At 41.3% G+C, this 26078-nt stretch carries 23 protein-coding genes, 1 tRNA gene, 1 riboswitch and 1 other annotated feature; of the genes, 18 read left to right on the forward strand and 6 right to left on the reverse strand.

Translation table 11 applies throughout. From position 1 onward, the window contains the following. The 6 genes from selB (at position 1) to prdC (ending at position 6818) form a co-directional block, all read left to right on the forward strand. Complete coding sequence (selB, locus tag JG30_RS00720; protein ID WP_046315319.1) at positions 1-1899, forward strand: selenocysteine-specific translation elongation factor; 1899 nt, start codon at positions 1-3, stop codon at positions 1897-1899. Next, positions 1896-3053: an aminotransferase class V-fold PLP-dependent enzyme gene (locus JG30_RS00725; protein WP_046315320.1), complete on the forward strand. Its 1158-nt coding sequence runs from the start codon at positions 1896-1898 to the stop codon at positions 3051-3053. Before selB ends, JG30_RS00725 begins: the two co-directional genes overlap by 4 nt. A 2-nt stretch (positions 3054-3055) precedes the next feature. After that, on the forward strand, positions 3056-4477 hold the full coding sequence (gene selA / locus JG30_RS00730) for an L-seryl-tRNA(Sec) selenium transferase (protein WP_046315322.1): 1422 nt from the start codon (positions 3056-3058) through the stop codon (positions 4475-4477). Beyond that, positions 4455-4778 carry a metal-sulfur cluster assembly factor gene (locus JG30_RS00735; RefSeq protein ID WP_143443868.1) on the forward strand — a complete coding sequence of 108 codons (324 nt, stop codon included), beginning with the start codon at positions 4455-4457 and terminating at the stop codon, positions 4776-4778. The genes selA and JG30_RS00735 overlap by 23 nt, the downstream gene beginning before the upstream one ends. A 49-nt stretch (positions 4779-4827) precedes the next feature. After that, positions 4828-5418 carry a VIT1/CCC1 transporter family protein gene (locus tag JG30_RS00740; RefSeq protein ID WP_046315326.1) on the forward strand — a complete coding sequence of 197 codons (591 nt, stop codon included), beginning with the start codon at positions 4828-4830 and terminating at the stop codon, positions 5416-5418. An 86-nt stretch (positions 5419-5504) separates the two neighbouring features. Beyond that, entirely contained in the window at positions 5505-6818 is a 1314-nt protein-coding gene (gene prdC / locus JG30_RS00745; RefSeq protein WP_052725141.1) for a proline reductase-associated electron transfer protein PrdC, read from the forward strand. A 317-nt stretch (positions 6819-7135) separates the two neighbouring features. Here the strand turns inward: prdC and JG30_RS09015 are convergent. Next, positions 7136-7232: transfer RNA gene (locus JG30_RS09015), tRNA-Sec, on the reverse strand. Between the two features lie 373 nt (positions 7233-7605). On the opposite strand from JG30_RS09015, the gene JG30_RS00750 reads away from it, so the two are divergent. Further along, entirely contained in the window at positions 7606-9198 is a 1593-nt protein-coding gene (locus JG30_RS00750; protein ID WP_084616688.1) for an APC family permease, read from the forward strand. Between the two features lie 72 nt (positions 9199-9270). Here the strand turns inward: JG30_RS00750 and JG30_RS00755 are convergent, their stop codons facing one another. Genes JG30_RS00755 through JG30_RS00765 form a run of 3 tightly spaced genes read right to left on the reverse strand, consistent with a single transcriptional unit; the run spans position 9271 to position 11736 of the window. Then, entirely contained in the window at positions 9271-9744 is a 474-nt protein-coding gene (locus JG30_RS00755; RefSeq protein WP_046315330.1) for an S-ribosylhomocysteine lyase, read from the reverse strand. Positions 9745-9761: 17 nt separating this feature from the next. Further along, complete coding sequence (locus JG30_RS00760; RefSeq protein ID WP_046315332.1) at positions 9762-10598, reverse strand: MetQ/NlpA family ABC transporter substrate-binding protein; 837 nt, start codon at positions 10596-10598, stop codon at positions 9762-9764. After that, a complete protein-coding gene (locus tag JG30_RS00765; RefSeq protein ID WP_046315334.1) occupies positions 10588-11736 on the reverse strand; it encodes a 5-methyltetrahydropteroyltriglutamate--homocysteine S-methyltransferase in 1149 nt (382 codons plus the stop codon). Before JG30_RS00765 ends, JG30_RS00760 begins: the two co-directional genes overlap by 11 nt. A 706-nt stretch (positions 11737-12442) precedes the next feature. Between JG30_RS00765 and JG30_RS00770 the strand changes: the two genes are divergently transcribed. Further along, positions 12443-13861: a glycoside hydrolase family 32 protein gene (locus tag JG30_RS00770; protein ID WP_046315336.1), complete on the forward strand. Its 1419-nt coding sequence runs from the start codon at positions 12443-12445 to the stop codon at positions 13859-13861. A 7-nt stretch (positions 13862-13868) separates the two neighbouring features. Here the strand turns inward: JG30_RS00770 and JG30_RS00775 are convergent, their stop codons facing one another. Continuing rightward, entirely contained in the window at positions 13869-14630 is a 762-nt protein-coding gene (locus JG30_RS00775; RefSeq protein WP_046315338.1) for a tyrosine-protein phosphatase, read from the reverse strand. 86 nt (positions 14631-14716) lie between these two features. On the opposite strand from JG30_RS00775, the gene JG30_RS00780 reads away from it, so the two are divergent. The 3 genes from JG30_RS00780 to JG30_RS00790 all read left to right on the forward strand — a co-directional run bounded on the left by JG30_RS00780 (position 14717) and on the right by JG30_RS00790 (position 17166). Further along, a complete protein-coding gene (locus tag JG30_RS00780) occupies positions 14717-15460 on the forward strand; it encodes a glycosyltransferase family 2 protein (RefSeq protein WP_046315339.1) in 744 nt (247 codons plus the stop codon). 43 nt (positions 15461-15503) lie between these two features. Beyond that, positions 15504-15884 carry a YueI family protein gene (locus JG30_RS00785; RefSeq protein WP_046315341.1) on the forward strand — a complete coding sequence of 127 codons (381 nt, stop codon included), beginning with the start codon at positions 15504-15506 and terminating at the stop codon, positions 15882-15884. Positions 15885-16017: 133 nt separating this feature from the next. Then, complete coding sequence (locus JG30_RS00790; protein ID WP_046315343.1) at positions 16018-17166, forward strand: oxidoreductase; 1149 nt, start codon at positions 16018-16020, stop codon at positions 17164-17166. 53 nt (positions 17167-17219) lie between these two features. On the opposite strand, the gene JG30_RS00795 is transcribed toward JG30_RS00790, so the two are convergent. Beyond that, positions 17220-19520, reverse strand: a complete 2301-nt coding sequence (locus JG30_RS00795) for an HAD-IC family P-type ATPase (RefSeq protein ID WP_046315345.1) — start codon at positions 19518-19520, stop codon at positions 17220-17222. A 112-nt stretch (positions 19521-19632) separates the two neighbouring features. Here JG30_RS00795 and JG30_RS00800 point away from each other — a divergent pair, with 112 nt between their 5' ends. The 7 genes from JG30_RS00800 to asnA all read left to right on the forward strand — a co-directional run bounded on the left by JG30_RS00800 (position 19633) and on the right by asnA (position 25831). After that, positions 19633-20280, forward strand: a complete 648-nt coding sequence (locus tag JG30_RS00800; RefSeq protein WP_052725142.1) for an HAD hydrolase-like protein — start codon at positions 19633-19635, stop codon at positions 20278-20280. Between the two features lie 2 nt (positions 20281-20282). After that, entirely contained in the window at positions 20283-21206 is a 924-nt protein-coding gene (locus tag JG30_RS00805; RefSeq protein ID WP_046315349.1) for an alpha/beta hydrolase, read from the forward strand. Positions 21207-21216: 10 nt separating this feature from the next. Continuing rightward, positions 21217-21591, forward strand: coding sequence for an iron-sulfur cluster biosynthesis family protein (locus tag JG30_RS08540; protein WP_052725143.1), 375 nt, complete (start codon positions 21217-21219; stop codon positions 21589-21591). A gap of 109 nt (positions 21592-21700) precedes the next feature. After that, the gene (gene fba / locus JG30_RS00815; RefSeq protein WP_046315351.1) at positions 21701-22567 is read left to right on the forward strand and encodes a class II fructose-1,6-bisphosphate aldolase; all 867 of its coding nucleotides are present in this window, start codon (positions 21701-21703) and stop codon (positions 22565-22567) included. A 102-nt stretch (positions 22568-22669) separates the two neighbouring features. Next, positions 22670-22770: riboswitch (TPP riboswitch) on the forward strand. A gap of 74 nt (positions 22771-22844) precedes the next feature. After that, positions 22845-24026, forward strand: coding sequence for a putative hydroxymethylpyrimidine transporter CytX (gene cytX / locus JG30_RS00820; protein WP_046315352.1), 1182 nt, complete (start codon positions 22845-22847; stop codon positions 24024-24026). A gap of 171 nt (positions 24027-24197) precedes the next feature. After that, a complete protein-coding gene (locus JG30_RS00825; protein ID WP_143443869.1) occupies positions 24198-24416 on the forward strand; it encodes a hypothetical protein in 219 nt (72 codons plus the stop codon). Between the two features lie 103 nt (positions 24417-24519). Continuing rightward, positions 24520-24768: a binding site (T-box leader), on the forward strand. 55 nt (positions 24769-24823) lie between these two features. After that, positions 24824-25831 carry an aspartate--ammonia ligase gene (gene asnA, locus JG30_RS00830; protein ID WP_046315357.1) on the forward strand — a complete coding sequence of 336 codons (1008 nt, stop codon included), beginning with the start codon at positions 24824-24826 and terminating at the stop codon, positions 25829-25831. The last annotated feature ends 247 nt before the right edge of the window (positions 25832-26078 follow it).

Raw genomic sequence — 26078 nt, forward strand, 5'->3', positions numbered from 1 at the left:
GTGGATCAAGTCGTAATTGCCACCGCGGGGCATGTAGATCATGGAAAAACCACACTCATTAAAAGCCTCACAGGTGTAGATACTGACACGACCAAGGAAGAAAAGCAGCGCGGACTGACGATTAATCTAGGGTTTACTTTTTTTCAATTACCTAATCATCAACGGGTGGGCATTGTTGATGTACCCGGACACGAAAAATTTTTAAAGAATATGTTATCTGGTTTATCCGGCATTGATTTGGTGTTGTTGGTCGTAGATGTCAATGAAGGTGTCATGCCGCAAACCAGAGAACATGCACAGATTTTACGGTTGTTAGGAATTACTAATTTTATTATTGTCTTAACCAAGGTCCAGACAGTTGATGCAGACATGGTTGAATTGGCTGTTGAAGATATCCGGACCACTTTTGCCGCCGATCCGGTGTTAGCCGCGGCACCAATGGTTCAAACAGATGCCGTTAGTAATTATGGCATGGAACATTTAGTACAAGTGATTCAACAGCTGGTCAATCATATCCCGCCGCGAAAAAATACAGGCCAGGCGCGGATGAATATCGATCGCAGTTTCACCATGAAGGGCTTTGGTACGGTGGTCACTGGTACTTTATTGGAAGGCCCAATACACACGGGGGATAACATCTGCCTTTATCCCACCCAAAAGACTACCCAAGTCAAAAATATTCGCACCTACGATTACGCCACCGATATTGCTTTACCCGGACAAAGAACGGCTTTAAATTTAACCCTTCCCCATGATGAAATTCGTCGGGGCGATGTGCTTGCCACCGCGGATAGTGTCCAGGTGACGAAAGAATTTAATGCACAATTAACTACGTTAGCGTTACCGCAGTCCGTTTTAAAATTAAATACTCGGGTGCGGGTGTATGTAGGTTCGATGGAAGTGATGGGACGCCTTTACCCTTTAGGTTCAGAACAGATCCCAGCGCATGCCACAGCAAACGTGCAAATTCGCTTGGAAAAACCGGTGACGATTAAATATGGCGATTATTTTATTATTCGCTCTTACTCACCGATCACGACCTTGGGCGGGGGACAGATTTTAGATGGCGCACCCCCTACACGTAAGAGATATGATGCCGCGATGCTCAACACTTTAAAAATTCGCTCGCAAGGTCAATTACCCGCGATATTGCTAGACTATTGTCTTGGACAGTCCCTGTATTGGTTTGATCCGGCGGCGGGAGCAATAGCTTTTAATGAATCCAGTACTGAGATTCAAAAAGCAGTGCAGCAGCTGGTTCAAACAAAAGATTTGATTGCATTAGCTGGTGAATTATTAGTAGCACAAAACGTTGCGCAAGCGGGGCAACAAATTCAAACGCAATTGAATCATTATCACCAACAATTTCCTTTGCGTTGGGGGATACCCGTTTCGATTTTGACTTCGCGCTGGACTAAGGATGTGGGGGCTAAAGCAACCCATTTAATTTTTCAATACCTAAAACAACAACAGGCTCTAGCCGTAACTAAAGGCTGCTATCATTTAGTTAACTTTCAGCCGCAAATTAACTCCCAAGACCAACAAGTGCAAGCCACGATTCAAGCTAAGTTAAAAGCGGCGGGCAGTAAACCACCTGCGATAGCGGAGTTAATCGCACACCAGCCTAATGGCCAAGAGGTTTTAAATGCCATGATCGGAGATAGTGTGGTCCTATTAGATAATACAACGGTTATGGATCAAGCTGTCTATCAACAACTAGTCGCACAGGTCGTGGACTTTTTACAACGCCATCACACGATGAGTTTGGCGGATTATCGGGATTTAACTCATTCCAGTCGTAAATATGCCATGTTGGTTTTAGAAAGAATGGATAAAGATCAAATTACCGAACGTTGGCAAAATAAACGAATTTTAAAGAAATCAGTGATTAATAAATGATTTATTTAGATAATGCAGCGACAACGTTAATAAAACCGGCAGCGGTGGGGCAAAGTGTGGCAGACGTAATTAATAGTCAAGCCTATGGTAATCCTTCCCGTGGCGCGCATACAGCTGCGCTTAATGCTTTTAAAATTGTTTATCAAACCCGCCAATTAGTCCAACAATTATTTCATTTGAGGGATTCCGCTTTAGTAGCTTTTACCAATAATGCCACGACGGCTTTAAACTTAGCGATTAAGGGATTACTGCACCCGGGTGATCATGTAATTGCGACTGTCTTGGATCATAATTCGGTTTTACGGCCAATTTATGCGTTGCACAAGTGGGGCGTAGCAGCGGATTTTGTGGGTCTCAATGCGAAACAAAGCTTGGATTATGCGCAATTTACGCAACTATTACGTCCGAATACCAAGATGGTCGTTTGTACTCATGCTTCCAATGTGACCGGTGAAGTGCTGGATTTGGAGTTTATTGCTCATTTTTGTCAACAACATCATTTGTTATTCGTGGTAGATGCGGCGCAGACGGCGGGAGTGCTTCCGTTGGATCTGCAACGCCAAGGAATTGATGTACTTTGTTTTACGGGTCATAAATCTTTGTATGGACCACAAGGCACCGGGGGTATTTGTTTCAATAAGGAATTACCCATTACCCCCTTATTGGCTGGTGGTAGCGGCATTGATTCTTTTAATCACGAGCAACCGGCAGCTTTACCTGAACGTCTGGAAGCCGGAACATTAAATGTACCGGGGATTGCGGGGTTAGCTGCAGGGATCCAATATGTCTTGAACAAAGGAGTTACGACTTTAGGTAACCGTACGGTGCAATTAGTGAACGAATTTATTGCAGGAGTAACTCAGTTGCCGCAGGTTCAAGTATATGGTGATTTATATTGCCAGCGCGTGGGAACAGTCAGTTTAAATATTGGTAATTTAAATTCCGCGGAACTGAGTGATCTTTTAGCTCAGCAATATGATATTGCGACCCGTGCAGGCGCTCATTGTGCACCCTTGGCTCATCAAGCTTTTCGGACCCAAGAACAAGGCCAGGTACGTTTTTCGTTTTCCAGTTTTAATACTGAAGCAGATGTGCAAGCTGCCTTGGCGGCGTTAACGCAAATTACCCAGCAATATCAAGAAGGTGATGCTTAGAAATGGTAAATCAGGATTTATTGCGGCAACTACCGGCGGTGAATGATCTTTTACAAGATGAGCAGATTCAACAATTAGCACAAACTTATAATATGCAATTCATTAAAGAAAATGTCCAGCAAGTGATTGCAAAACAACGTAACAAAATTAGTATCAATGCTAAAGTAGAACTGGATCCTCAAGTGCTGGTAAAAAAAGTCAAAGAGCAAGTCACCCAACAGACTGCGGCTTCGTTAACGGCGGTGATTAATGCTACCGGAATTATTTTACATACTAATTTGGGACGGGCGGTTTTAGCACCAGCGGTGCAACAAGAATTGCAGGCCATTGCTTTTAATTATTCTAATTTAGAGTATAACGTGTCTGCCAAAGCTCGAGGCAGTCGCTATGATCATGTTGAAAAACTATTAACGCAGCTTACGAAGGCCCCAGCAGCGCTGGTGGTTAATAATAATGCCGCAGCGGTAATGTTAATTTTGGCTACCCTGGCGCAGGATCGAGAGGTTATTGTTTCTCGGGGCGAATTAGTTGAGATCGGGGGCTCGTTTCGCATTCCGGAGATTATTACCAGTATCCAGGGACACTTAACCGAAGTGGGAACAACGAATAAGACCCGCTTAAGTGATTATCAAAGAGCTATTAATGAACAAACGGGGGCCATTTTAAAAGTTCATACCAGTAACTATAAGATCGTAGGCTTTACAGAGACTGTGGCCGAGGACCAATTGCTGCAGTTGGCACGGTCTAAGGGTTTGCCGCTCATTACAGATCTGGGCAGCGGTTTAATGGTCGATTTGAAAGCTGCGGGGATCGAGTCGGAACCCACGGTGGCTCAAGTGGTGCAAAATAGCGATTTAGTGGCTTTTTCCGGTGATAAGCTATTAGGAGGACCCCAAGCAGGCATTATTGTGGGTCAAAAGAAGTATATTGATCAACTAAAACAAAACCAACTATTAAGGGCTTTGCGGATTGATAAACTGACTTTAGCGGCTTTAGAAGCGACGTTGCGCATTTATCAGCAGGGAGCAGATGTCTGGCAAGCCATTCCGACTTTACAAATGTTAACCAGTAGTTCCGAATTGTTGTTGGCCAAAGCTCACAAACTGCAAAAACTACTGGCCCCAATCCCGCATTTAACTACTCAGCTGTGTGAGGGATTTTCCGCGGTTGGCGGGGGAACTTTTCCCGATTTGCAGCTGCCGACTTTTCTTGTAGAAGTACAGCCAAAAAGCTTATCTGTAACACAATTAGATACCAAGCTGCGACAAGCAGCTCCCCCGATTATTACACGAGTGAAGGATAATACGATTCAACTTGATGTCCGGACATTATCCGACACTAATTTGTTACAAATTGCACAAACTTTTAAAGAAATTATGGCAGACAAGGGAGCTCATGGACATGAAGAAAATTTCAAAAGATGAATTATTAGAAGATGATGTTTTAGGTCAATTGGAAAAAGTAATTGATCCGGAGTTGGGCATTGATATTGTTAATTTAGGTCTTATCTATAATATCAGTTGCCATGATGCCAAATGCTTAATTACGATGACATTAACGATTATGGGCTGTCCATTGAGCGACTGGTTATCGCAAGAAATTATTGCCAAAGTCACTGCTTTGGATGGGATTGACGAATGTGAGATTAATTTAGTCTGGGAGCCGGTTTGGACTACTGATAAAATGAGCCGCTACGCCAAACTATTTTTGGGGATTCACGGATAAGGCAGCTGTTTCAACCAGGCCTGGGTTGACGATTAATGAGGATAGATCAATGTTGAATAAAATACTTAAAATCAGCGATAAAAAAAGTCCCTACTTTTGGGATTATTTAAATACTTTGCGAGCCAGTATTTTAGGCGCCAATGATGGAATTATTTCTGTCTCGGGCATAGTTTTAGGAGTGACCGGCGCTAATTTGGGTTCGCAGGCGTTATTTATTAGTGGCGTTTCGGGAATGCTGGCCGGTGCTTGTTCGATGGCTGGCGGTGAATGGATGTCAGTGAGTACACAGCGTGATCTGCAATTAAAAACGATTGAGGAACAAAAAGATCTCAGCCGCTGTCAGGACTGTCCCGTGAAATTAAAAAGCAGTGATTTACTGATGCCCTTACACGCAGCTTGTATGTCCTTTACCTCTTTTATTTTTGGCTCGTTAATCCCGTTGCTGGCGATTACTTTTTCCCTTCCGCGGTTTCGCATTATGAATACCGTGGTGGCTATGAGCTTATCTTTATCGTTAAATGCAATTATTAGTACTTATAATACCAATATTTCTACCCTCAAAACCTTGTTCCGAAATAACATTACTGGTTTTGCTACCATTCTGATTACTTTTATTTTAGGAGTAATTTTTTCTACTTAATTGAGTTTAATAGTGATTCTTTTTACTATAGAAAATGATATAATATAGTTGCTATGTGTGTTCTCCCTGAAGAAGGGAAGTATATTTTGACTTTAATTAAATTACCCTTAAAGCAAAGTGTGGGTGGACCTGATAAACCCACAGTGAATGTGGGTGACAGTGTCAGATGTGGTCAGGCAATTGCTGTTCCTCAAGGACTAGGTGCTAAATTGCATGCTAGTGTAGATGGGGAAGTGACTAACGTTACCGATAAGGTAATTGAAATTAAGGCTTCCGACCAACAAACTTACGATTACGTTAAAATCCCGGCCGAGCTTTCTAATTTAGAGGCAATTAAAGAAGCCGGAATTGTCGGTTGTGGGGGAGCTGGGTTCCCTGCGTATAACAAATATGCGCAACAAATTCCGGATGGTCATTTATTTATTAATGCCGCGGAGTGTGAACCGATTTTAGGCCATAATATTTCACGGATTATTACTGATGCTGAAAAAATCATTCGGGGCATTGAATATGTTAAAGAAATCGTGGGCGCCAAAGATGTGGCCATTGCTATTAAACGTAAACATACCAATGCTGTGGCACTTTTAGAAGAAGCTATTCGGGGACATGATGATATTTCTTTGGAATTAATGTTGAATCGGTACCCGGAAGGTGAGGAGCGCGCGATTATTCGTGATTCTAAATTGCATAAATTACTAAAAACTGACGACTTGCCTTATGCGGCGAATGCGATTGTCACTAATGTCGAAACCGTCTTTCGTGTAGCAGAAGCCATCGAAGATCGCAAACCAGTCATTTCTAAAGATATTACAGTGGCTGGTCGGTTGCATGGAGATAATGAGGTTGTAGAAGTAAAAAAGGATGTTCCGATTGGGACGATGGTTGGCAACATTTTAGAGGATTATCCCAACATGGCCCAATATGGGGAATTAATTATGGGTGGTCCTTTTACTGGAAGCCGTACGGATATTGCCGCTCCGATTACTAAAACTTCCGGAGGAATTATTGCGACAATTCCATTTCCAAGCTTAAAGGGTAAAAAAGTTGGTTTATTGGCTTGTGCCTGCAGTGCTACACCGGAGCGTATGAAAGAGATCGCTGCTTCCATGGATGCCGAAGTTGTGGGTGTCGAATGGTGTAAAAATGCAGTAGTTAATGAAAAAACAGGTCATGCTAAATGTATTAATCCGGGTATCTGTCCGGGTCAAGCGGAAAAAGTCTTAAAATTACGCGCTGATGGTGCTGATACTTTATTAGTTGGTAATTGTACGGATTGTACCAATACGGTAATGGGAATTGCTCCTAAGTTGAATTTGCCGGTTGTTCATACAACCGATTTTGCGCGCCGGGCTACAGGTGAACGCATTATGCGGCATATGTTACCGGAAAATGATCAATAAACATCTTGTATACTACCAATGTACGATGACTAACTTCACAGCACTGCAATGTGGGTATTAAAAATTAGTTAGTAGTTTGCAACAACGTGAAAGTGTTCCAATTAATTGGTAATATAACAATTTTTGGAGCACTTTTTATATTTAACAATAAATTATTTTGGTATTACTTGTGATTAATTTAATTTTTGGGTGAAGCTTGACAATCAAATAAAAAAACGACTAATCATTAGTCGTTTTTTGCTTCAGAAATCAGACGAAAGTATAATTTCCGGAAGAGATTTTTAATCTTCTTGATAAACAAGAAGTTTGATTGTCAATGGCGGGAACGTGTGGGAATTGAACCCACCCAAGAAGCTTTCAACTCCTCATACTGGTTTTGAAGACCAGAGGGAACACCAGAACCCATCCGCTCCCACATCCGATTCTAACATAAAGATTTTCCAAAGGAAACCATTCTTTCAGAACTAGAATCGAAAGCCAGTGCAAAACTGAAAACTGTGGTGGTCATTGATAATTGCTTTGTAACAAATCAAAAAAGATGCACCAGATAGGAGTTTTCGTTGTAGTGGGTTCAGGACCACAGCGCACATTGAAGTAGTTACAATTGTGCAAATAGTATTGACTAACGGAATGGATAAAGAAAATGATGATGCGAACGCGGTAAATCTGTTTGTGCCATGAAAGCTCTCAAAAGCAGGTGTTAGCAAGGACAATTCATTGCATTATCAAGTCAATACAATAATGTAAAACAAAGTTAGGGTGGAGATAATTGAAAAATAAAAAAAAGATGAGTCTTTTTTCGATTGTCATGATAGCTTTAAGTTCGTTAATCGGCTCCGGGTGGCTATTTGGATCGTGGGAAGCCTCAAAAATGGCTGGTCCGGCCGCAATTTTATCATGGATTATCGGCGGATTGATTATTTTTTTAATTGCGTATAATTACATTGAAATTGGTACCATGTTCCCAGAGTCAGGAGGAATGAGCAAGTACGCCCAATATTCCCATGGATCTTTATTAGGATTTATCGCCGCCTGGTCGAATTGGATATCATTGATTACCATTATTCCCATTGAAGCAGTAGCCACGGTACAATACATGAGTAATTGGCCGTGGAGTTGGGCCCGCTTTGCACGCGGCTTTTTAGCACACGGTGTTATTACCAATGCTGGTCTCTTAGTGGTAATTTTAATCATTATCATTTTTACGTTAATTAATTATTGGTCAGTGACACTGATGGCCAATTTTACGTCATTGATTTCCTTTTTCAAAATTGGCTTGCCAATCTTAACTATTCTAGTGATTACTTTTGCCAGTTTTCATCCGTCGAATTATGGCACCAATATGCATCAATTTTTCCCTTACGGAACGGCTCCGGTGTTAGCTGCAACTTCTTCGGCAGGAATTATTTTTTCTTTTAATGCTTTTCAAACCATTATTAATATGGGTAGTGAAATCGAAAAACCTGAAAAATATATTGGCAAGGGTATTGTCCTGTCATTATTAATTTCGGGTATTATCTATATTTTTTTACAAAGTGCTTTTATTACCGCAATGCCACATAGTGCTTTGGCTCAGGGTTGGCAGCATTTAAATTTTGAGTCGCCTTTTGCCGATTTGGCGATTGTTTTAGGCATTAACTGGCTGGCTATTTTGTTATATATTGATGCCTTTGTCTCACCCTTTGGGACCGGAGTTTCCTTCGTTGCTTCAGCTTCACGCGCTTTAGCAGCTATGGAGAGCAATCAGCATTTACCTAAATTTGTTGGCCATATTAGTTCCAAATATCGCTTGCCTCGGGCAGCGATGGTGGTTAATGCTTGTTTGAGTATTGTGATGGTCTTCTTCTTTCGGTCATGGTCGCTTTTGACGACGGTCTTATCTGCCGCAACTTTAATTGCTTATTTAATGGGACCCGTCACGGCGGTATCTTTGCGTAAATTAGGACCCCAGTTATATCGCCCGATCAAACTCAAAGCCTTGAAGGTGATCGCACCGCTCGCTTTTGTCTTAACGTCGCTAGCCATTTATTGGTCTTTGTGGCCCACCACGATTGAAGTCATCGGGATTATTTTATTAGGTTTGCCATTATATTTATTTTATGAGCAAAAGCAGCATTTTGTGGGGTTCAAAGTCAATTTTCGAGCTGCACTATGGATGATCGTCTATTTATTTGTGCTGTCCGTGATTTCTTATTTGGGTAGCCGCCATTTTGGAGGCATCAATTGGCTGATCTATCCGTGGGATCAAGTAGTGGTGATTATAAGTGCTCTAGTGTTTTACGAATGGGGTATCCAAAGTGCCGTTAAAACTAAAGATTTACAAGAAGCTTTTCAGTTAAATGCGTTGGTGCAAAAATCCGCAGCAGCTGAGGAGAATTAAAAAGACTAAGCGACAGCATTCAAAAAGGGTCTGCTATTACAAGCAGACCCTTTTTAAGTGTTACGTCAACTTTTAAATAACGTGGCGTTCAAATGGTTGGTCGCTGATACCTTCTTCGAGAATTTTTTTACACCATTCTTTAGCAGAGAAGAGCGAATGATCGCGGTAGTTACCGCAACTTTCGATGGTTGTACCTTGAACATCTTCCCATTGAATATGGTCACGAATTTCGGTAAGCGAATCCTTCAAAGCTTGGGCGACCTCCGTAGTAGAATGTTCACCCCAGGTAATTAAATGAAAACCGGTGCGGCAGCCAAAAGGTGAGCAGTCAATAACTCCGGTTAGCCGATCCCGCAATAAACCAGCTAACAAATGCTCGATGGTATGCAAACCAGCTGTAGGAATTGCGTTAGCATTGGGTTGCACTAAACGTAAATCATAATTGGAAATTTTATCGCCGTTAGCTCCTGTTTCAACAGTAATCAGACGGACATAAGGTGCTTTAACTTTAGTATGATCTAATTCAAAACTTTCAACTTTAGCCATTTTAAAAAACTCCTTTACTATTTTAATGAACTAACAGGTTTGTGCACAGCAATTTTAGTGTTGTGGAAACTACTTTTAATATAACGCTGAATGGCAGCATTGTGATACAGTTTTATTAACTTTTTAGCTTCGGGATATTTTGCCGAAGTCCGGTTACCGACTAAAACATTAACGTTCTTTTTAGTGGTTTGGTTGAGCTTTTCGCGGGTAATTGTATCGTGGAACACATTTAACCCGCCTTCTTGGGCGACCGTATTGGCGATCAGGGCAGCCGCGACGTCTTTAAGCACCCGCGGGCCAGTCGCACCATCAATTTGATAGAATTTAAGATGTTTAGGATTCTTTTGAATGTCAGTCAGGGTTATTTTATTAGACTTTGGATGTTTGACGCTGATTAAGCCCGCAGTATTTAATAATTTCAGACCTCGAGTCAGATTCGCCGGATCTTGAGGAATCGCGATTTTAGAGTTCGCGGGTAATTTTTTCAAACTATGATACTTTTTAGAATACAAGCCCATCGGTTCCAAATACGTAGTACCGATAGCTATTAACTGATTATTGCGATTGTCTTGATTATAAGCTTCTAAATAACCGTAGGATTGGAAGGCATTATAATCGACTACTTTTTCATAGGTTGCTTTGTTTAATTGCAAGCTGTCTGTAATTTCTTTAATTTTGATTTTGACATGGGCTTTTTTGGCTTGCGGTGACTGGGCAATATGGTGCCAGATTTGCTCATCGGATCCACCTTCGACGCCTACGGTAACGGTGCGGGCGGAAGCTGGTTGATTAAAGAAAAAGAAAGTGGCGCCCACTAGTAGCAATAAAGTCAGAAATTTTTTGTTAATTTTCATCAGTCCAAACCTCCTGGGCAATTTCTTTGAGTAGTTTAATTTTTTGCCATTGCTGTTCTGCAGTTAAAATATTACCTTCTTCGGTAGAGGCAAAACCACATTGCGGACTCACTGCTAAACGATCGAGATCCACGTATTGACTGGCTTCATGTATCCGTTGAATAATAGTTGCTTTGTCTTCCAAAGTTCCGGATTTACTGGTGACTAATCCTAAAACTACTAATTTATTGGGCGCTACTTGTTGCAAGGGTTCAAAGCTGCCTGCGCGCTCAGAGTCATATTCTAAATAATAGGCCTGGACATTTTCATCAGTAAATAATGGATCCGCCACACTGTCATAACCGCCACTATTGGCCCAAGTGGAGTGATAATTGCCCCGACAAATATGGGTATTAATGACTAAATCTTGCGGAGCTTGGGAAATGGCGGCATTATTTAATTGGAGGTAGGTTTGTTTGAGGTCCGCCAAGTTTTGCGGGTCAATCCCGTAGGCAACGTGTTCTGGATGAGTTTGCCAATCGGCGAGTGCCCCCCAGGTACAATCATCTAATTGTAAAGTACGACAACCTGCATCATATAAATCCTGGATCACTTGTTGATAAGCTTGGGCAATATCCGTGAGCAAACTGTCAGTATCTGCATAAAATTGGTGCACCGCGGCTTGATTTTCCGGACGCTGTAATTCCGCCCAAAATTGACTCGGAGCGGGAATGGTTTGCTTGACTTGGGTTTGTTCATGAACGTGATCTTGGACAAATTGAAAATGTTGAATAAAGGGATGCTGCTGACCATTAATCTTTCCTGTTAAGGTCGCAGTCTCTGCGCGGGTTGTTTCATCATGAAATTGATAACCATTGGGTGCACTGTGTTTAGTGACGCCATTTAATCCCCAAAAGAAGTCCAGATGCCACCAACTCCGCCGAAATTCACCGTCAGTGACCGCGTGCAGTCCGACTTGTTCTTCTTGCTGTAGTAAATCAATAATACATTGATCTTCGACGGACTTTAATTGGTCTTGGTTAATTTGACCAGCTTGAAATTGAGTTCGGGCCTGTTTTAACGACTCTGGCCGTAAAAAGCTGCCTACAATGTCATAGCGAAATGGTGAATGTTGGCGGACTGTAAAATGATTTGTCATACTAATTTTTCCTCCCTCAAATTCTCTCAATGAGAATAAAAAAAGCGCCCCTAATCACAATAAAAACTGTGAATAGGGACGCTGACGCGTGGTACCACCCAAAAATTCGTTAATTTCTCACGAAATTAACCTTTACAAGTACACTGTACAAGCTATACTTGAACGCAATATCGAGCGTTACCCCGCAAATAATTTACTTTCAGTTCATTATTTGATTTGCTCCCAGACCATATTCAGTGTCTTTAAAGTATCGCTTCTCAGCACCTGCGACTCTCTGTCAACTTTAGCCCCACTTACTCATCTGTTCTTAGCAATTTTTAATTATGGCTATCATAAAATCAGAAAGGAAACTTGTCAAGGCTTTTTCTCGAATATTTTGACAATTAATTACTAATCTAAAAATTGTAGTGCAGATTCTTTATAAACTCAAACGTGTCTTGCAAATATCAAAGCAGACACGATTTCGGGGTAGTCGATGGCCCAAAACGTTGATGACAGACAAGCTCCTAATTGTGCAAACTAATAGTTACAATAAGATTAAACTAACGAAGTGGGGATTGAATAGCGGCGCAAAATTTGCGGCAGAGCCAATGAATTGAGCAAAAAGCCTCGGCAGCGCTGCAAGTGTATTTAATTGAAGTTTACTTTATGAAGATTACAATAAAACATATATTTAGGGGGCTAAAAAAGGTTGCACGGAGGAACTATGAATGAACAAGTTTGGTTAAATATCAGTGATCAACGCTATCGCTGCGGCTATCATTTAATGGCTCCTAGTGGGCGGTTAACAGTTCCCAGCGGTTCAATCTATTTTAAAAATTTTTTTCATGTCTTCTTTCTATATAATAGTCCCCAAGTAACTTCGACCATACCCAATGTTTGGGGTCATGCCCGGAGTCGAGATCTCATTCATTGGCAATTATTAAAACCAGCTTTACAACCAGATTCCATAACTGACCAAGCTGGCTGCCTAGCTGGCAGTGCGCTAATTAAAGATGGAGTTTTATATATTTTATATTTAGGACTCCAAGCACAATCTGACTTTCAGATTCTTCCTAGTCAAAATCTGGCTTACAGTAAAGACGGTTTAAATTTTAATAAATATTTACAAAATCCGGTCATTAATATGCTTCCGGTCAGTCACTTTACTGAAACCAAGGCGGCCAAGATTTGGGAACATGATGGACAATATTATCTGTTAATGATTAGTCAAGACAATGGCCAAGATGAACAAGTAGTTTTATATACTTCCTATAGTTTGACTTATTGGAATTATTTAGGTCCGATTTTAGAACGTCCCCTGCTGCAACCATGTAACTTCTTGGAATTTTTTCATATTAACGGGCACGATATAGTTTTAGTAACAATGACACAGCGACAGGTTTCCACTTCTAATTTTGATCCGCAGGGAATTTATTATTTGGCCGGTGACTTAGACTATGATCGCCCTTATTTTAGTGGGCAGGTTTGGCAGCGCTTAGATTATGGGCACGATTTATTTGCTTCCCAAATTTTTCAAGCTCCCGATGGTCGGTTAGTGACTATTGCCGCTTTAGGTGGTGAGGATTTTGATCAATTGCAGGAAAATGATAAGGGCTGGGAGGGGGTTTTGTCCTTGCCCAGAGAATTAATCTGGGAACATAATCACTTAGTCATGCGCCCAGTTCGCGAATGTCAAACTTTACGTGAACGGCTTTTGCAACAACAAATCTATCAAATTCACACGCCCAAGATTTTGTGCGATAGTGTTACGTATTTAGAAATGAACTTATACTTCTTTTTAGCACAGTGGGATGGGCAAATTTTTCAATTGATTTTTACAGATCGGGTTACAAAAAACCAACTGGTTTTCGAGTATCTCCATGCGCAACAAAGCGTCAGTGTACGGCGCTCTGATCGCCCTCATAGTAATTCTACAAAGATCGCGACTGATAAGTTTCTGCGGTTACAGATTTTTATTGATCAAAGTACAGTAGAAATTTTTGTGAATGATGGTCAAGTAGTGTTTTCAGAACGTTTTTATTTTCAAGGCAATCCCCAAATTAGTCTAACCAGTGATCAAACCTTACAGGTTGATTGTCAACTATACCAGTTATCAGGGCAGTCACTAACTTTCGGCGATTAAACGAGGCTTAGTTTTGCGGTCGGATTGTATACAAGTCTTGCAAGCGTTGATAATCACTGGTTGACAAGTTTAAAATTTGTTGTTGAAAATTCGTCCAGCTGCCATAAATATCCGTAATTGCCCTTTGAATAGCCGGCACTGCGGTTTGTTCAGCACGGGTAAAATTCATTGCTTGAATGGTGGTATCTTGCGGATTATCCAAAGCTCGCAAATCAACGTCTTTTTGATACATTAAGTTGGTTAATAAATAATCTTGAATAATGTAGTTGACAGGCACTTTCATTAATAACAAAAACAGAATGGCTAAAATCCCGGTTCGGTCTTTACCGGCGGCACAGTGAAAAACCAGTGACTGATTCGGTTGATCGTTGGCTAATAAGATTTGGAAAAATTGACGGAACACCTTTTGGGAGTGCCGATCTAAAACCGCTTGTTGATAAATTTGACCGAGATCGTGATATTGATCGCTAGGTGGCAAGGTCTGATAGAGTCGCGCCCCATTGCCCTCAGCAGGATACAATGGTAGTGAATAGATGGTTAAAAAATTGGGCGTCGGATCGGGCCAACTCTGCTGTTCATAATCAGACCGTAAATCTACCACATAACGTAAGCCGTATGCTTTTAATTGTTGAAGTTCACTTGAAGTAAGTTCCGTTAAATATCCCGAACGTAAAATTTTATGCCAGCGGATTTGACGGCCGTCTTGGGTCGGATAGCCGCCGAGTTCGCGAAAATTATAAGTACGTGAGAAGGGAAAAATACGTTGCATGGCTTTACTCCTTTCGCTCAGTCAAACCTGGGGATCTCTTAGTGCAATTGATGTGGTTTTCTTTTACAATACAACTAGGTGATTAAATGCCGAAATTATCGATAATTATGCCTTTATATAATGAGGCTGCGCGTTTAGAGCGTTGTCTAAAATCTGTTATAGCCCAGCAGGATCAAAACTTTGAATTAATTATGGTAAATGATGCATCCACTGATCAAACACCTCAAATAGCAACCCGGTTTATCCGCCATCATTCTAACATGTCTTTATTAACCCAACCAAGTAATCAGGGAATTTCGGCTGCCCGCAATCGCGGTATGCGTGCGGCTCAGGGCGAACTGATCACGTTTATTGATGGTGATGATTGGTTGGAGCCGCAATATACAAGTTACTTTTTGCAAAAATTTGCGCAGCGACCGCTGGATATGGTAGTTTGCGGCTACGTGCGTGAACCACAACGGGCCCCCGCTTTATTACGTTCAAAGCATTTTCAAGGTTATTGTGGGCGTGAAGAAGTTTTACGCCATATCACCAAGAACAGTGGTCAGGTCAAAGGGTACACGTGGAACAAAGTTTACCACTTGGCCCTCATTAATAAATATCATTTACAATTTGAATCTGACTTATCCTTGATGGAAGATCAGGTGTTCAATGTGCAATATGCCACGCATGCGCAGCATTTTTACATTGGCACCCAGCCGCTATATCACTATTGGCAGCATAATCAAAGTGCCACCCATACTTATGACCTGGAGTCTGCCAAAAGTGTTGGGTTAGCCAATTACCGCATTGTCAAGACTCTCTTAAAATCTAAAAAGTCTCAAAAATAGTCCAGCAATAAGTCTAATTTCTTAAAGGTCAGGAGCAAAGCCCATGAGTGATGTAGAAGATTATTTAAAAAAGAATATTTTTGGCACGCCGCAATTAAAACCTGATGAGCGCAAAAAATTTCTTGGTAATTTTCAGGAACGGGTGGCCTTAGCTTTAACAGTAGCTCAAGTTCGTAATCCCCAAAATTTGCCGCTGATTAAACGGGTTATGCAGCGCTATCCACAATATCATTTATATATTAATGGCCGCCTGTCAACGTCCTATCGACAGGAATTGATTAGGTTAGCGGTTACTTTGAATTATCAATTTACAATTATCGCTCAAAAAAATCGACGCTTGCCGACCCCCGAATTGAGTGAACAAGAAATGGGCTTAGTAATTGCCGATGAACGCCATAAAGTAACCCGTCCCACTTTATTATGATCTCTGTTTGTTAAAGGTGGTCTTTTTGCCGTTCCCCAAGTACAAAGTGCAAAAAATAGGGTGGAAGCTCCAAAATTTTCACGATAGCGTCAGCAGATACGATGCTGTTTATTAATGAGTAAAGGAAAGTCATATGCAAACTAAATATCAACCATTATTTACTGATTTGAGGTTAAATAACGGTGTCGTCTTACATAATCGGATAGCAATGTGCCCGATGTTAATTTTTGCAGCCCAAGCTGATGGGACACCATCTGCTCAAGACTGTGCTTATTTTCAATTACGTAATGAATTTGGACAGCTCTTAATTACGGGGGCTACAACTATTGCACCGCATATTCAATGTGCCCAACAACAAATGTCGCTGGACACTGATGCAGCGATTCCCGCCTTTAGGCAATTGGCGACTGTCATGCAAGCTCAGGGCAATAAAGGGATTGTGCAGCTGCAACATCCTGGTCGCCAAGCTTCAATAGGCTATGCTCAAAGTCATCAAGCTTATGCACCGACGGCACTCGATTTTCCTTTTTTAGATTATCCGGTTCAAGGATTAACTAATAGTCAAATTGAACAAATTATTCAAGCCTTTGGTCAAGCTACGGCGCGAGCAATTGCGGCAGGCTTTAGCGGTGTGGAAATTCACGGCGCCAATCATTACCTCTTACAACAATTTTTTTCCCAATATTCTAACCGACGCACAGATGCCTGGGGTGGCAGTTTAACCAAACGAATGGCTTTCCCGTTAGCAGTGGCTCAAGAAGTTTTGCGAGTGGCGCGCCAATTAAAACCGGATTTTATTGTCGGCTACCGTTTGTCGCCGGAAGAAATTCATGGTGCTAATATTGGTTATACCATCGATGAATCTCTACAATTGATTGAGCACTTGGCGCAATTAGATTTGGATTATTTACATACTTCCATTTACAGCAGCGCAACTTTTCGCGTTCCGGCTTACAAAGCTTTTGCGCTGAGGGGAAATCGGACTAAGCCGATGAACGCCTTGATTCATGATCAAATTGCCGGTCGGAGTGCCCTGATGGTTTCCGGCTCGATTCGGACACCAGCAGCAACTTTAGATGGTTTAAACTATGGCGATCTTGTGGCCTTAGGAGTGGTAGCCTTAAGTGATCCGCGATTTACCAACAAAATTCGCACAGATCATTTGGATCAAATTAATTTAAACGTTCACGGCCGAGAACGAGACTTACAACTGCCCCCTGCATTAATTCAAAAATATCGTGCTAAAGCGCCGTTGCCGCCGGTGTTGGGTTTAAGTGAATGAGGATCATCCTTTGATATTTGGGGCTAAATTATAGTTGATTCAGCAACGCGGGCTTATTTTAAGATATAGCGTACGACTAACTCACGTGAAATCAGAAATAGTGGGTAAAACAGTATAATAATGAGCAGACTAGGGAATTGTAAATTACCGATCAAAATATTCTGTATTTTGAAAATCCCACCACCACCAACAAAAACCCCCGCATTAACGCAGAAGAGCAATAAGAAAATGACAATAATACCCCGATTAATGGGCCGTGCGATCGTCCATAAGGCGGCAAAGCCCAGTAGACTAATAGCTAAAACTGCCAGCGTGGAAGTTTGAGCATAAGACCAATTTTGCCAATGTCCCCACTGGGTGAGTAATCCCACCGTTAAGGTGACATCCACAGCTGCGGGCAAAGCAACTTGAAAAACATTCCGGTAAAACCGTCCCGCCGGGGGGCGAAAATCTGGTTGTAAGGCTAAAAAGAAGGTCGGAATCCCGACAGTTAAGGCATTCACCGGAGTCATTTGGGCGGGATAAAACGGATAATTAGCATGCAATAAAATAAAAAGCAGGGTAAGCAGGATCGAATAAATGGTTTTGATTAAATATAAAGCCGCTACCCGTTCAATATTGTTAATAACCCGGCGTCCTTCATTCAGCACGAAAATTAAGGAATCAAAGTTTTTATTTAATAAGACGAAATCGGCCGCACTTTCGGCAGCATCACTATTGCCAGCAATGGCAATGCCACAATCGGATTGACGCATAGCTAAGACATCATTAACGCCATCGCCAGCCATCGCGACTTTGTGCTGATTTTGTTGCAGCGCTTGAAGCAGTTTTTGTTTTTGTTCAGGCAAAGTCCGCCCAAAAACCGTATATTCTTGGACCAACTGGGCAAAATCTGCATCGTCAGGAATTGTAGACATATCGACAGCTTGGTTGGCTGCAGGTAATTGAACTTGCTGAGCAATAGTTTGGACAGTTTGCGGATCATCACCGGAGATAACTTTGATCTTAATGCCTTGTTGCCGTAAGTAATCAAAAGTGTCTTGGGCGGTAGCTCGAATTTCATCACTAATCAGACAAAAACCTAAAAGTTGTGGTTGTTCGATTGTGGTTTTGATGGGTTGTGGGCTTTGGACTACGGCTAAAACACGATAGCCAGCTGCCGCAAATTGTTGGGCTTGTGTCAATTGCTGTTGATTGTGCAAAAGAAAATTGGGCGCCCCGATGGCATAGGATTGGTGCTTGTTGAAATTAGCTGCGGACCATTTGCGTTGCGAGGAAAAGGGCACAATACTATCCACCTCACCCGGAGCTAATTGGAGAGTGCAGTCTTGGAGCAAAGCCTGCGCCGTTTCATTGCTTTCTTGAGTAGCCAGCATAATTTTTTGGGCAATGGTACGGACCTCGTTGGAGCTCACGTGCTGTGGAACAATTTTAGCTAATTGCAAATTGCCAGTAGTTATTGTGCCCGTTTTATCCAAACATAACGTATCCACTCGCGCTAAAGCTTCCAAGGCCGTCATGGATTTGACAAGAACTTGTTTATGACCTAAATGCATGGTTCCGACGGCTAAAGCCACAGAAGTTAAAAGAACCAGACCTTGCGGGATCATTCCAATAATGGAAGCGGAAGTCCCTAAGATAGCTTGATTTAAATGGTGATTTTTAAAATAGGAACTACAAAAGAGGATTAATCCTAAGGGAATAATAATATAGGTTAGAACTTGAATAATGCGGTTAATAATGGACAGCAGTTGAGAAACATGATGCTGCTGTTGGCGGGCACTTTTGGCCAGACGATTGGCAAAGCTGTCGGCCCCCACGGCGGTCAATTCTACTTCTGCTTGACCACCGACAACAATGCTTCCAGATAAGACGGAATCCCCGATTTGTTTAATAATGGCTACCGATTCGCCTGTTAAATTAGATTCATCGATTTCGAGTTGCTCAGTTTGACAAACACGCCCATCAGCGGGAACTTGATCACCGCGGCGTAAGCAAATAATGTCCCCTAAAACTAAATCATCTTGAAAAATTTGTTGCCGCTGGTTATCACGCCAAACGGTGACGCGTTGGCGATTTAAAAAAGTTAATTGATCTAGTTGTTTTTTGGCTTTAATTTCTTGATAAGAACCAATAATAAAATTGGCAATGACTGGTCCAAGAAACAATAAATTCGCATAACTACCAGTATACATAATTAAACCGGCAATCACTAAATTGATCAAATTGAAAAGTGTGAAAAGATTTTTGGAAATAATTTTACTCACAGGCGTAGAAGTCGTGGCCGTACGATTAACGTGGCCGGCGGCTTGCTGTGCTTGAACTTGGGCGGTAGTTAAACCAGTATGTGCCATGTAAAGTCTCCCATTCTTGAAAACTAATCTAGGGATTTGAACTTGCAAACCAATATAAAAAATCCTTTAATATAATATTATATGCAAATCTGATTATGAAAGAGGAACAATTTTGATTAAAAATATTTTTTTTGACCTGGATGGGACCATTATTGACAGCGCGCCGGGAATTATTAAAGCCTTACGTTATGCTTATCAACAAGCAGCCTTATCAGTTCCCGATGATAGTGTGTTGCGTAAATTTATTGGTCCCCCGTTATTGGAAAGTATTGAAAAGTATACCAAGATTTCACCAGAAAGTGAACTTGCACGACAATTGCTCCGGGGTTTTCAAGAATATTATGGGCGCAGTGGATGGCAGGAGATGCACCTTTATCCCCAAATTGTTCCGGTTTTAAAACAATTACAGCAAAATGGTCATCGACTTTATATTGCAACTGCAAAACCCCAAACTTTTGCGAAGCAAATTGTTGATTATTTAGAGATTCAGCAATATTTTGTGAACCTTTATGGCACAGATTTAGATGAAAAGATGCAAAAAAAAGATGTTATTCAACGAGCTCTTAAAATTGAAGCAATCTCTGATCCACAACAGATTGTGATGGTAGGAGATCGCGATACCGACGTTTTAGGAGCAGCGGCTAATCAAGTAGCAACGATTGGTGTGCTCTATGGTTTTGGCACAGCTACGGAATTAACGCAAGCGGGAGCCAAAGCTTTGATTAAGACGCCGGAGCAATTAATTGAACAGGTGAGTTAATTATGAAAAAACATTGGCGTTCGCTTCTCCTGGGCTTCGTGGCCATTTTACTCGTGATTGATTTAGGAATGGGGTATTATTTATTTAACTTTGCTCTGGGTAAAACCGGCTACAGCGCCCGGAATGCTAATCGTCCCTTAACTACCAGTGAAAAATGGGCTCAAACTCAGGAACAAACCACCTGGCGGCAAATGAGTGCTGATGGTTTAAAACTCCAAGCAAGATATTACCCGGCAACAAAGCCTACTGATAAGACAGTGATCATGATTCATGGTTTTGGGGACAATAGTTTAACCGTTGGCCCTTATATTAAACTGCTGCATCATGCAGGTTATAATGTTTTAGCTCCAGATGCCCGGGCAGCAGGTCGTAGCCAGGGCCGCTATATCGGTTATGGTTGGCAAGATCGCGCGGATTTGCAATTATGGGTGCAACAGCTCATTCGACGACAAGGACCACATTGTCAAATTGGCTTATATGGAATTAGTATGGGGGCTGCTGAAGTGATGTATTATTTAGGATTGCGGGTACCGTCACAGGTGCGCTTAGCCATTGCCGATTGTGGTTATGCCAGTATCGTCGGTGAGTTGTCCTATCAATTAAAGCAAATTTTTCATTTGCCCAGTTTTCCTTTGATTCCTACTGCTAATTTGTTTGTGCAAACACTAGCTCACTATAATTTGTACGCTGCTGATACCCGGCAAACGCTCAAACACAATCACATACCATTGTTGCTTATTCATGGAACCAAAGATGATTTTGTGCCGACCAAAAATGCCGCCATTAATTATCAAAATGATCACGGACCTAAGAAGTTATGGTATGTCAAGGGTGCCGCACACGCGCAATCCTATCAAAAGCAGCCGCAAAAATATCGACAACACGTCTTACAGTGGCTCACTAAGTATTTTGATTTGACAAAGTAGGTGAATAAAAATGACAGGACAGCTTTTTTTCCGGCCGGAAGTCGCGCAGCGGATTCAAAAAGCCCAAAAGCCAGGCTGCGTTTTAGTGTTAGATTTCGAAGATGGTAGCGGGCCTTTTAACCAGCAAGCTTTATCTTGTTCATTTGATGTTAACTTTAGTTTGTTGGTGGTTCCGGTTCAGTCAGTGACAACGGCCTATCCGTTAGTTGTGACCTCAAATTTGGGACCGGTTTATACAAAAAATAATACTAAATTATATTTAGATTCCACGATTGTTTTTCAGCAACCACCACACACACGGACCATTCGGATGCAAAATGATTCGGGCATGATCAGCGGCAACATCCCCTTGCGGGTGATAAAGACTGCCGCCAAACCGGATTAAAGAAAGTGTAGAGGGAATCGATTACATTGATTCAATCTGTATTCAAGCCTGCCAAAATGCGGTAAAATGTCAGTGTATATGGAAAAACTGATTTTTTTAGGAGGCTATCATGGCTTTAGTAAACGGTAATGAAATTTTTAAAAATGCAAGAGCTGGTAAATACGCTGTAGGTGCATTTAACACGAATAATTTGGAATGGACACGGGCCATTCTCGCAGCTGCAGAAGAAACTAAAACCCCAATTTTAATTCAAACATCCATGGGTGCTGCTAAATATATGGGTGGCTATGAATTATGTTTGCATTTAGTGCAAGATACAGTTAAGTCTATGGGGATTACGGTACCGGTAGTAATGCACTTAGATCATGGTAATTATGAAGCAGCCAAAGAATGTATCAAAGTCGGTTATAATTCAGTGATGTTTGATGGTCATGACTTACCATTTGCCGAAAATCTCGAAAAAACTAAAGAAATTGTGAAATTGGCGCATGCTCAAGGTATGTCCGTCGAGGCAGAAGTCGGTTCCATTGGTGGTACTGAAGATGGCATTACCGGTGCAGGTGAATTAGCTAGCGTAGAGGAAGCTCAAACTTTAGCTGCTACAGGTGTGGATTACTTGGCTTGTGGTATTGGGAATATTCATGGCGTTTATCCAGCCAATTGGCAGGGGCTAAACTTTGATCGTTTACAAGAAATTGCAGCAGCAGTTCAGACACCTTTAGTGTTACATGGTGGTTCCGGTATTCCAAAGGAACAAATTGTGAAAGCTATTTCCTTGGGAATTTCTAAAGTTAACGTTAATACCGAATGTCAATTAGCTTTTGCCAAAGCTACCCGCCAATATGTGGAAGCAGGTAAAGATCAAGATATTGATGCGAAAGGTTATGATCCACGTAAATTATTGGCTCCTGGAACTGAAGCGATTAAAGAAACTGTTAAAGAACGAATCGCTTGGTTTGGTACGCCAGCTGTTTAATTTTTTGAATCAAATGCAATCCCTAGTGCGCTAGGGATTTTTTTATGCTGGCCAGAGGGGCTTGCTTTTTTCATGTAGAACTGCTATGCTCAATGGGCAAAACGAATACACTAGGGGTGCTGTGATCAGCTGAGATGGAATTTTTCCAATCCCTTTGAACCTGTGAAGTTAGAACTTGCGAAGGAAAGTGTAGCCGTCAGAGATATTTACTTTTTGATGATCTTTCCTAGTTAATTCTAACGGGAAAGATTTTTTTTTCGACTAGAGGAGGATCATCATGGAAGAAGTGAGGTTGCGCAGTTTATTTTTACTATGGTTTGGCGCGGCAATTTCAATTGCCGAAATTGTTACTGGTACTTTAATGGCACCGTTAGGTTTTGGACGGGGAATCTTGGCGATAATTATTGGTCATGTAATTGGCTGTTTCGGTTTTTTATTACCGGCAGGTTATATTTCCGCGCGTTATCAAAGTACGGCAATTAAAGTCACGCAGTTGACTTTTGGCAAGCAAGGGGTGCAGTTGTTTTCGTTATTAAATGTATTGCAGTTACTGGGTTGGACAGCGGTAATGATTGTCAATGCCCAATTGGCCATGAATGTATTAACACAATCTTTTTTTCATTGGCAATCAAAATTATTGATGTCAGGCATTGTAGCCGGGTTAATTATTTTATGGTTGCTGCTGCGGCATGATTGGTTGTTTAAAGTCAATAATTGGGTAGTGCTGTTACTGACGCTGGCTATGATTGTGTTTGTTGTGAGCTTGTTGCAAAAAGCTCCTACGACCCATGCCCCGCAGGCATCAACTTTAAGTTTTAGCAATGCCGTCGAATTAAACGTCACGATGGCTTTATCTTGGCTGCCGGTCATTGGTGATTATACAAAGCAAACCCGCCATCCAATTCAAACTAGTTGGTGCAGTGTCTTAGGATATTTTGTGGGTAGTGGGGCGATGTTTGTTGTAGGTTTAAGTATTGTCCTTTGGACAGGTCAAACTGATATCAGTCAGGCCCTCGCCCAATCACAATTAGGGTTAATTGCTTTACTGATTGTGGTTTTCTCCACTGTGACAACAACTTTTATGGATGCTTATTCTGCCGCCACAAATCTGCAGAATTTAAATGCTAAAGTACCCGTGAATGCTGCCGCCATTGGAATTACTATTGTAGGATTTTTTATTGCCATTGGCATTTCCTTACAATATTATGAAAACTTTTTATACGCGATTGGAGCTGCTTTTACCCCGTTATTTGCCATTGTCTTTGTCAGTGTATTTGTAATTAAACAGCGCTTAGCCCTGGTTTGGAATTTTGCCTGGTGGTTATTAGGAATCATAGCTTATTATGGCTTACAACAATTAAATCTGATTTTTGGTCCTACTTTTTGGTTATTAATAGCCGAAAGTTTAGCAGTTTATTTAACCAGTAAAGTCACGCCACGTTATCCCTTAAGTTGGTAGTCCAATAATCAACGGAGGTTAGATTACGGATTGGGTTTGGCGAAGAGAATTAAATTAAGGTGGTATTCAATAAATGACTTAGTCAATTGGCCGGACCAGCCAACGTGATCATGAAGCAAAGACAAACGAATGTTTTTACAATATAGATTTTATGCATTGAAGCAAATCTTTTTGCGAGAAAGTTTAAATACTAGTGATTTCTGGGTAGCTCCTAATAATACTAATGTGTGTTTGTATCAGCAAACTCTGCCCATTGATAGTAATCTAAAAACGCTGACCTTTTCCAAGATTCAGTTAAAAGTGCCACCCCAAGCTGACAATAGTAATGTCATTCAACCAGGCCGGTATAAAGCTAACTTAACTTATTCGCTCACTGCTTCCCTTCCCTAAGAGGGGAAATGATACGCGATAATTTTGAAAATTTGGTTAATTTCTTTTAATTTAAACCTTGCAATTTTAATTAAGGTCGTTATAATGAAAATCAATAATTAAGTTAAAAACAAAAAGAAAGACAAGTAAATTAAGATCAAAGTTGCCAGTGAATTGGGAATAGTGGAAACCCAAAACAATTTTGCTTAGTTGAATAACACTTTCTTGGTTGCCAATTGAAATAATCAGTTGTTTAGAGTAGATTGCGCCGTAACCAGTCCGTTACCACTGGTAATGTATGTTAGTACATTATTAAGCTGGCTTATTACAAATAAGCAAGTAGGGTGGTACCGCGAAGTCCTTCGTCCCTAAGTGGGGATGAAGGACTTTTTTTGTCTAACTTAATTAAATTCTAAGGGGGAAATATCATGCACTTAACTATTCCGAAAGATTATAAGGCAAAATTGTCCGTTCGTGAAACTGAAGCAGCTATTCGCTACATCCGAGAGACATTTCAAGATGAGTTTGGTCAAGAAATGCATTTGGAGCGTTTATCAGCACCGATGTACGTAGAACAAGCTACCGGCTTGAATGATAATTTAAATGGTGTCGAACATCCTGTCGCATTTACGATGAAAGAATTACCGGGAGAAACCTTGGAAATTGTTCATTCTTTGGCCAAATGGAAGCGATTTGCACTAAAAAAGTATGGCTTTAAATTACATGAAGGTCTCTACACCAATATGAATGCCATTCGTAAAGATGAAGACTTGGATAACCTGCATTCGATTTATGTCGATCAATGGGATTGGGAACGGGTGATCGCCAAAGAAGAACGAACAGAGACGACATTAAAGCAAACTGTTCGTTGTATTTTTAAAGTCATCAAACACATGGAACATGAAGTCTGGTATAAGTATCCGCAAGCAGTCTATCATTTGCCGGATGAAATTCATTTTGTTACAACCCAAGAATTAGAAGACCGCTATCCCGATTTAACGCCCAGTGAACGTGAAGATAAAATCTGTCACGAATTAGGAGCAGTTTTCCTGATGCAAATTGGGGGGCCACTCAAAAGCGGTCAACGTCATGATGGCCGCGCTCCTGACTATGACGATTGGCAGTTAAATGGCGATATTCTTTTTTGGTATGAACCTTTACAGCGGGCCTTCGAAGTTTCTAGTATGGGGATCCGTGTCGATGAAGCGGCTTTACAAAAGCAATTAAAACTGGCGCATGCTGAAGAACGGGCCCAATTGCCTTTTCACCAAATGATTTTACAAAAGCAATTACCATATTCTATTGGCGGCGGTATTGGACAGTCACGGTTGTGTATGTTGCTTTTAGGCAAGGCACATATTGGCGAAGTACAAGCAAGCGTGTGGCCCCAGGAAATGCTCGACGAATGTGCGGCGCATGACATTCAGATTTTATAAAAGCAGTCTTTTTCTCCCCTCTAGCTAATCATTAAAACGAAATTGTTGCATGAAGTGCTTTGAAATAAAATGTCAATCTATTAGAACCCCGATAACCTAATGCCAACACGATTCTCCAAATCCAACAGAATCGTGTTTTTTTAGTGTCGTAATGGGCCATAGTACATTATCGAAGCTGGTTGTTGGCCAAAAGCAGCCGGTAGCAAGCACCTTTTGCCATGTAACGCCAACAGTTGAAATTCCAGAA

Source organism: Bombilactobacillus mellifer (assembly GCF_000970795.1).
Lineage (GTDB): Bacteria > Bacillota > Bacilli > Lactobacillales > Lactobacillaceae > Bombilactobacillus > Bombilactobacillus mellifer.

Coding starts and splice junctions, on each gene's coding strand:
- JG30_RS00805 (WP_046315349.1), top strand. CDS start 20,283: ATGAAAAAACATTGGCGTTCGCTTCTCCTGGGCTTCGTGGCCATTTTA.
- JG30_RS00790 (WP_046315343.1), top strand. CDS start 16,018: ATGCAAACTAAATATCAACCATTATTTACTGATTTGAGGTTAAATAAC.
- JG30_RS00780 (WP_046315339.1), top strand. CDS start 14,717: ATGCCGAAATTATCGATAATTATGCCTTTATATAATGAGGCTGCGCGT.
- JG30_RS00765 (WP_046315334.1), bottom strand. CDS start 11,736: ATGACAAATCATTTTACAGTCCGCCAACATTCACCATTTCGCTATGAC.
- JG30_RS00775 (WP_046315338.1), bottom strand. CDS start 14,630: ATGCAACGTATTTTTCCCTTCTCACGTACTTATAATTTTCGCGAACTC.
- JG30_RS00770 (WP_046315336.1), top strand. CDS start 12,443: ATGAATGAACAAGTTTGGTTAAATATCAGTGATCAACGCTATCGCTGC.
- fba (WP_046315351.1), top strand. CDS start 21,701: ATGGCTTTAGTAAACGGTAATGAAATTTTTAAAAATGCAAGAGCTGGT.
- JG30_RS00755 (WP_046315330.1), bottom strand. CDS start 9,744: ATGGCTAAAGTTGAAAGTTTTGAATTAGATCATACTAAAGTTAAAGCA.
- asnA (WP_046315357.1), top strand. CDS start 24,824: ATGCACTTAACTATTCCGAAAGATTATAAGGCAAAATTGTCCGTTCGT.
- JG30_RS00750 (WP_084616688.1), top strand. CDS start 7,606: ATGAGTCTTTTTTCGATTGTCATGATAGCTTTAAGTTCGTTAATCGGC.
- JG30_RS00740 (WP_046315326.1), top strand. CDS start 4,828: ATGTTGAATAAAATACTTAAAATCAGCGATAAAAAAAGTCCCTACTTT.
- JG30_RS00760 (WP_046315332.1), bottom strand. CDS start 10,598: ATGAAAATTAACAAAAAATTTCTGACTTTATTGCTACTAGTGGGCGCC.
- JG30_RS00785 (WP_046315341.1), top strand. CDS start 15,504: ATGAGTGATGTAGAAGATTATTTAAAAAAGAATATTTTTGGCACGCCG.
- JG30_RS08540 (WP_052725143.1), top strand. CDS start 21,217: ATGACAGGACAGCTTTTTTTCCGGCCGGAAGTCGCGCAGCGGATTCAA.
- JG30_RS00725 (WP_046315320.1), top strand. CDS start 1,896: ATGATTTATTTAGATAATGCAGCGACAACGTTAATAAAACCGGCAGCG.
- cytX (WP_046315352.1), top strand. CDS start 22,845: ATGGAAGAAGTGAGGTTGCGCAGTTTATTTTTACTATGGTTTGGCGCG.
- selA (WP_046315322.1), top strand. CDS start 3,056: ATGGTAAATCAGGATTTATTGCGGCAACTACCGGCGGTGAATGATCTT.
- JG30_RS00795 (WP_046315345.1), bottom strand. CDS start 19,520: ATGGCACATACTGGTTTAACTACCGCCCAAGTTCAAGCACAGCAAGCC.
- JG30_RS00735 (WP_143443868.1), top strand. CDS start 4,455: ATGAAGAAAATTTCAAAAGATGAATTATTAGAAGATGATGTTTTAGGT.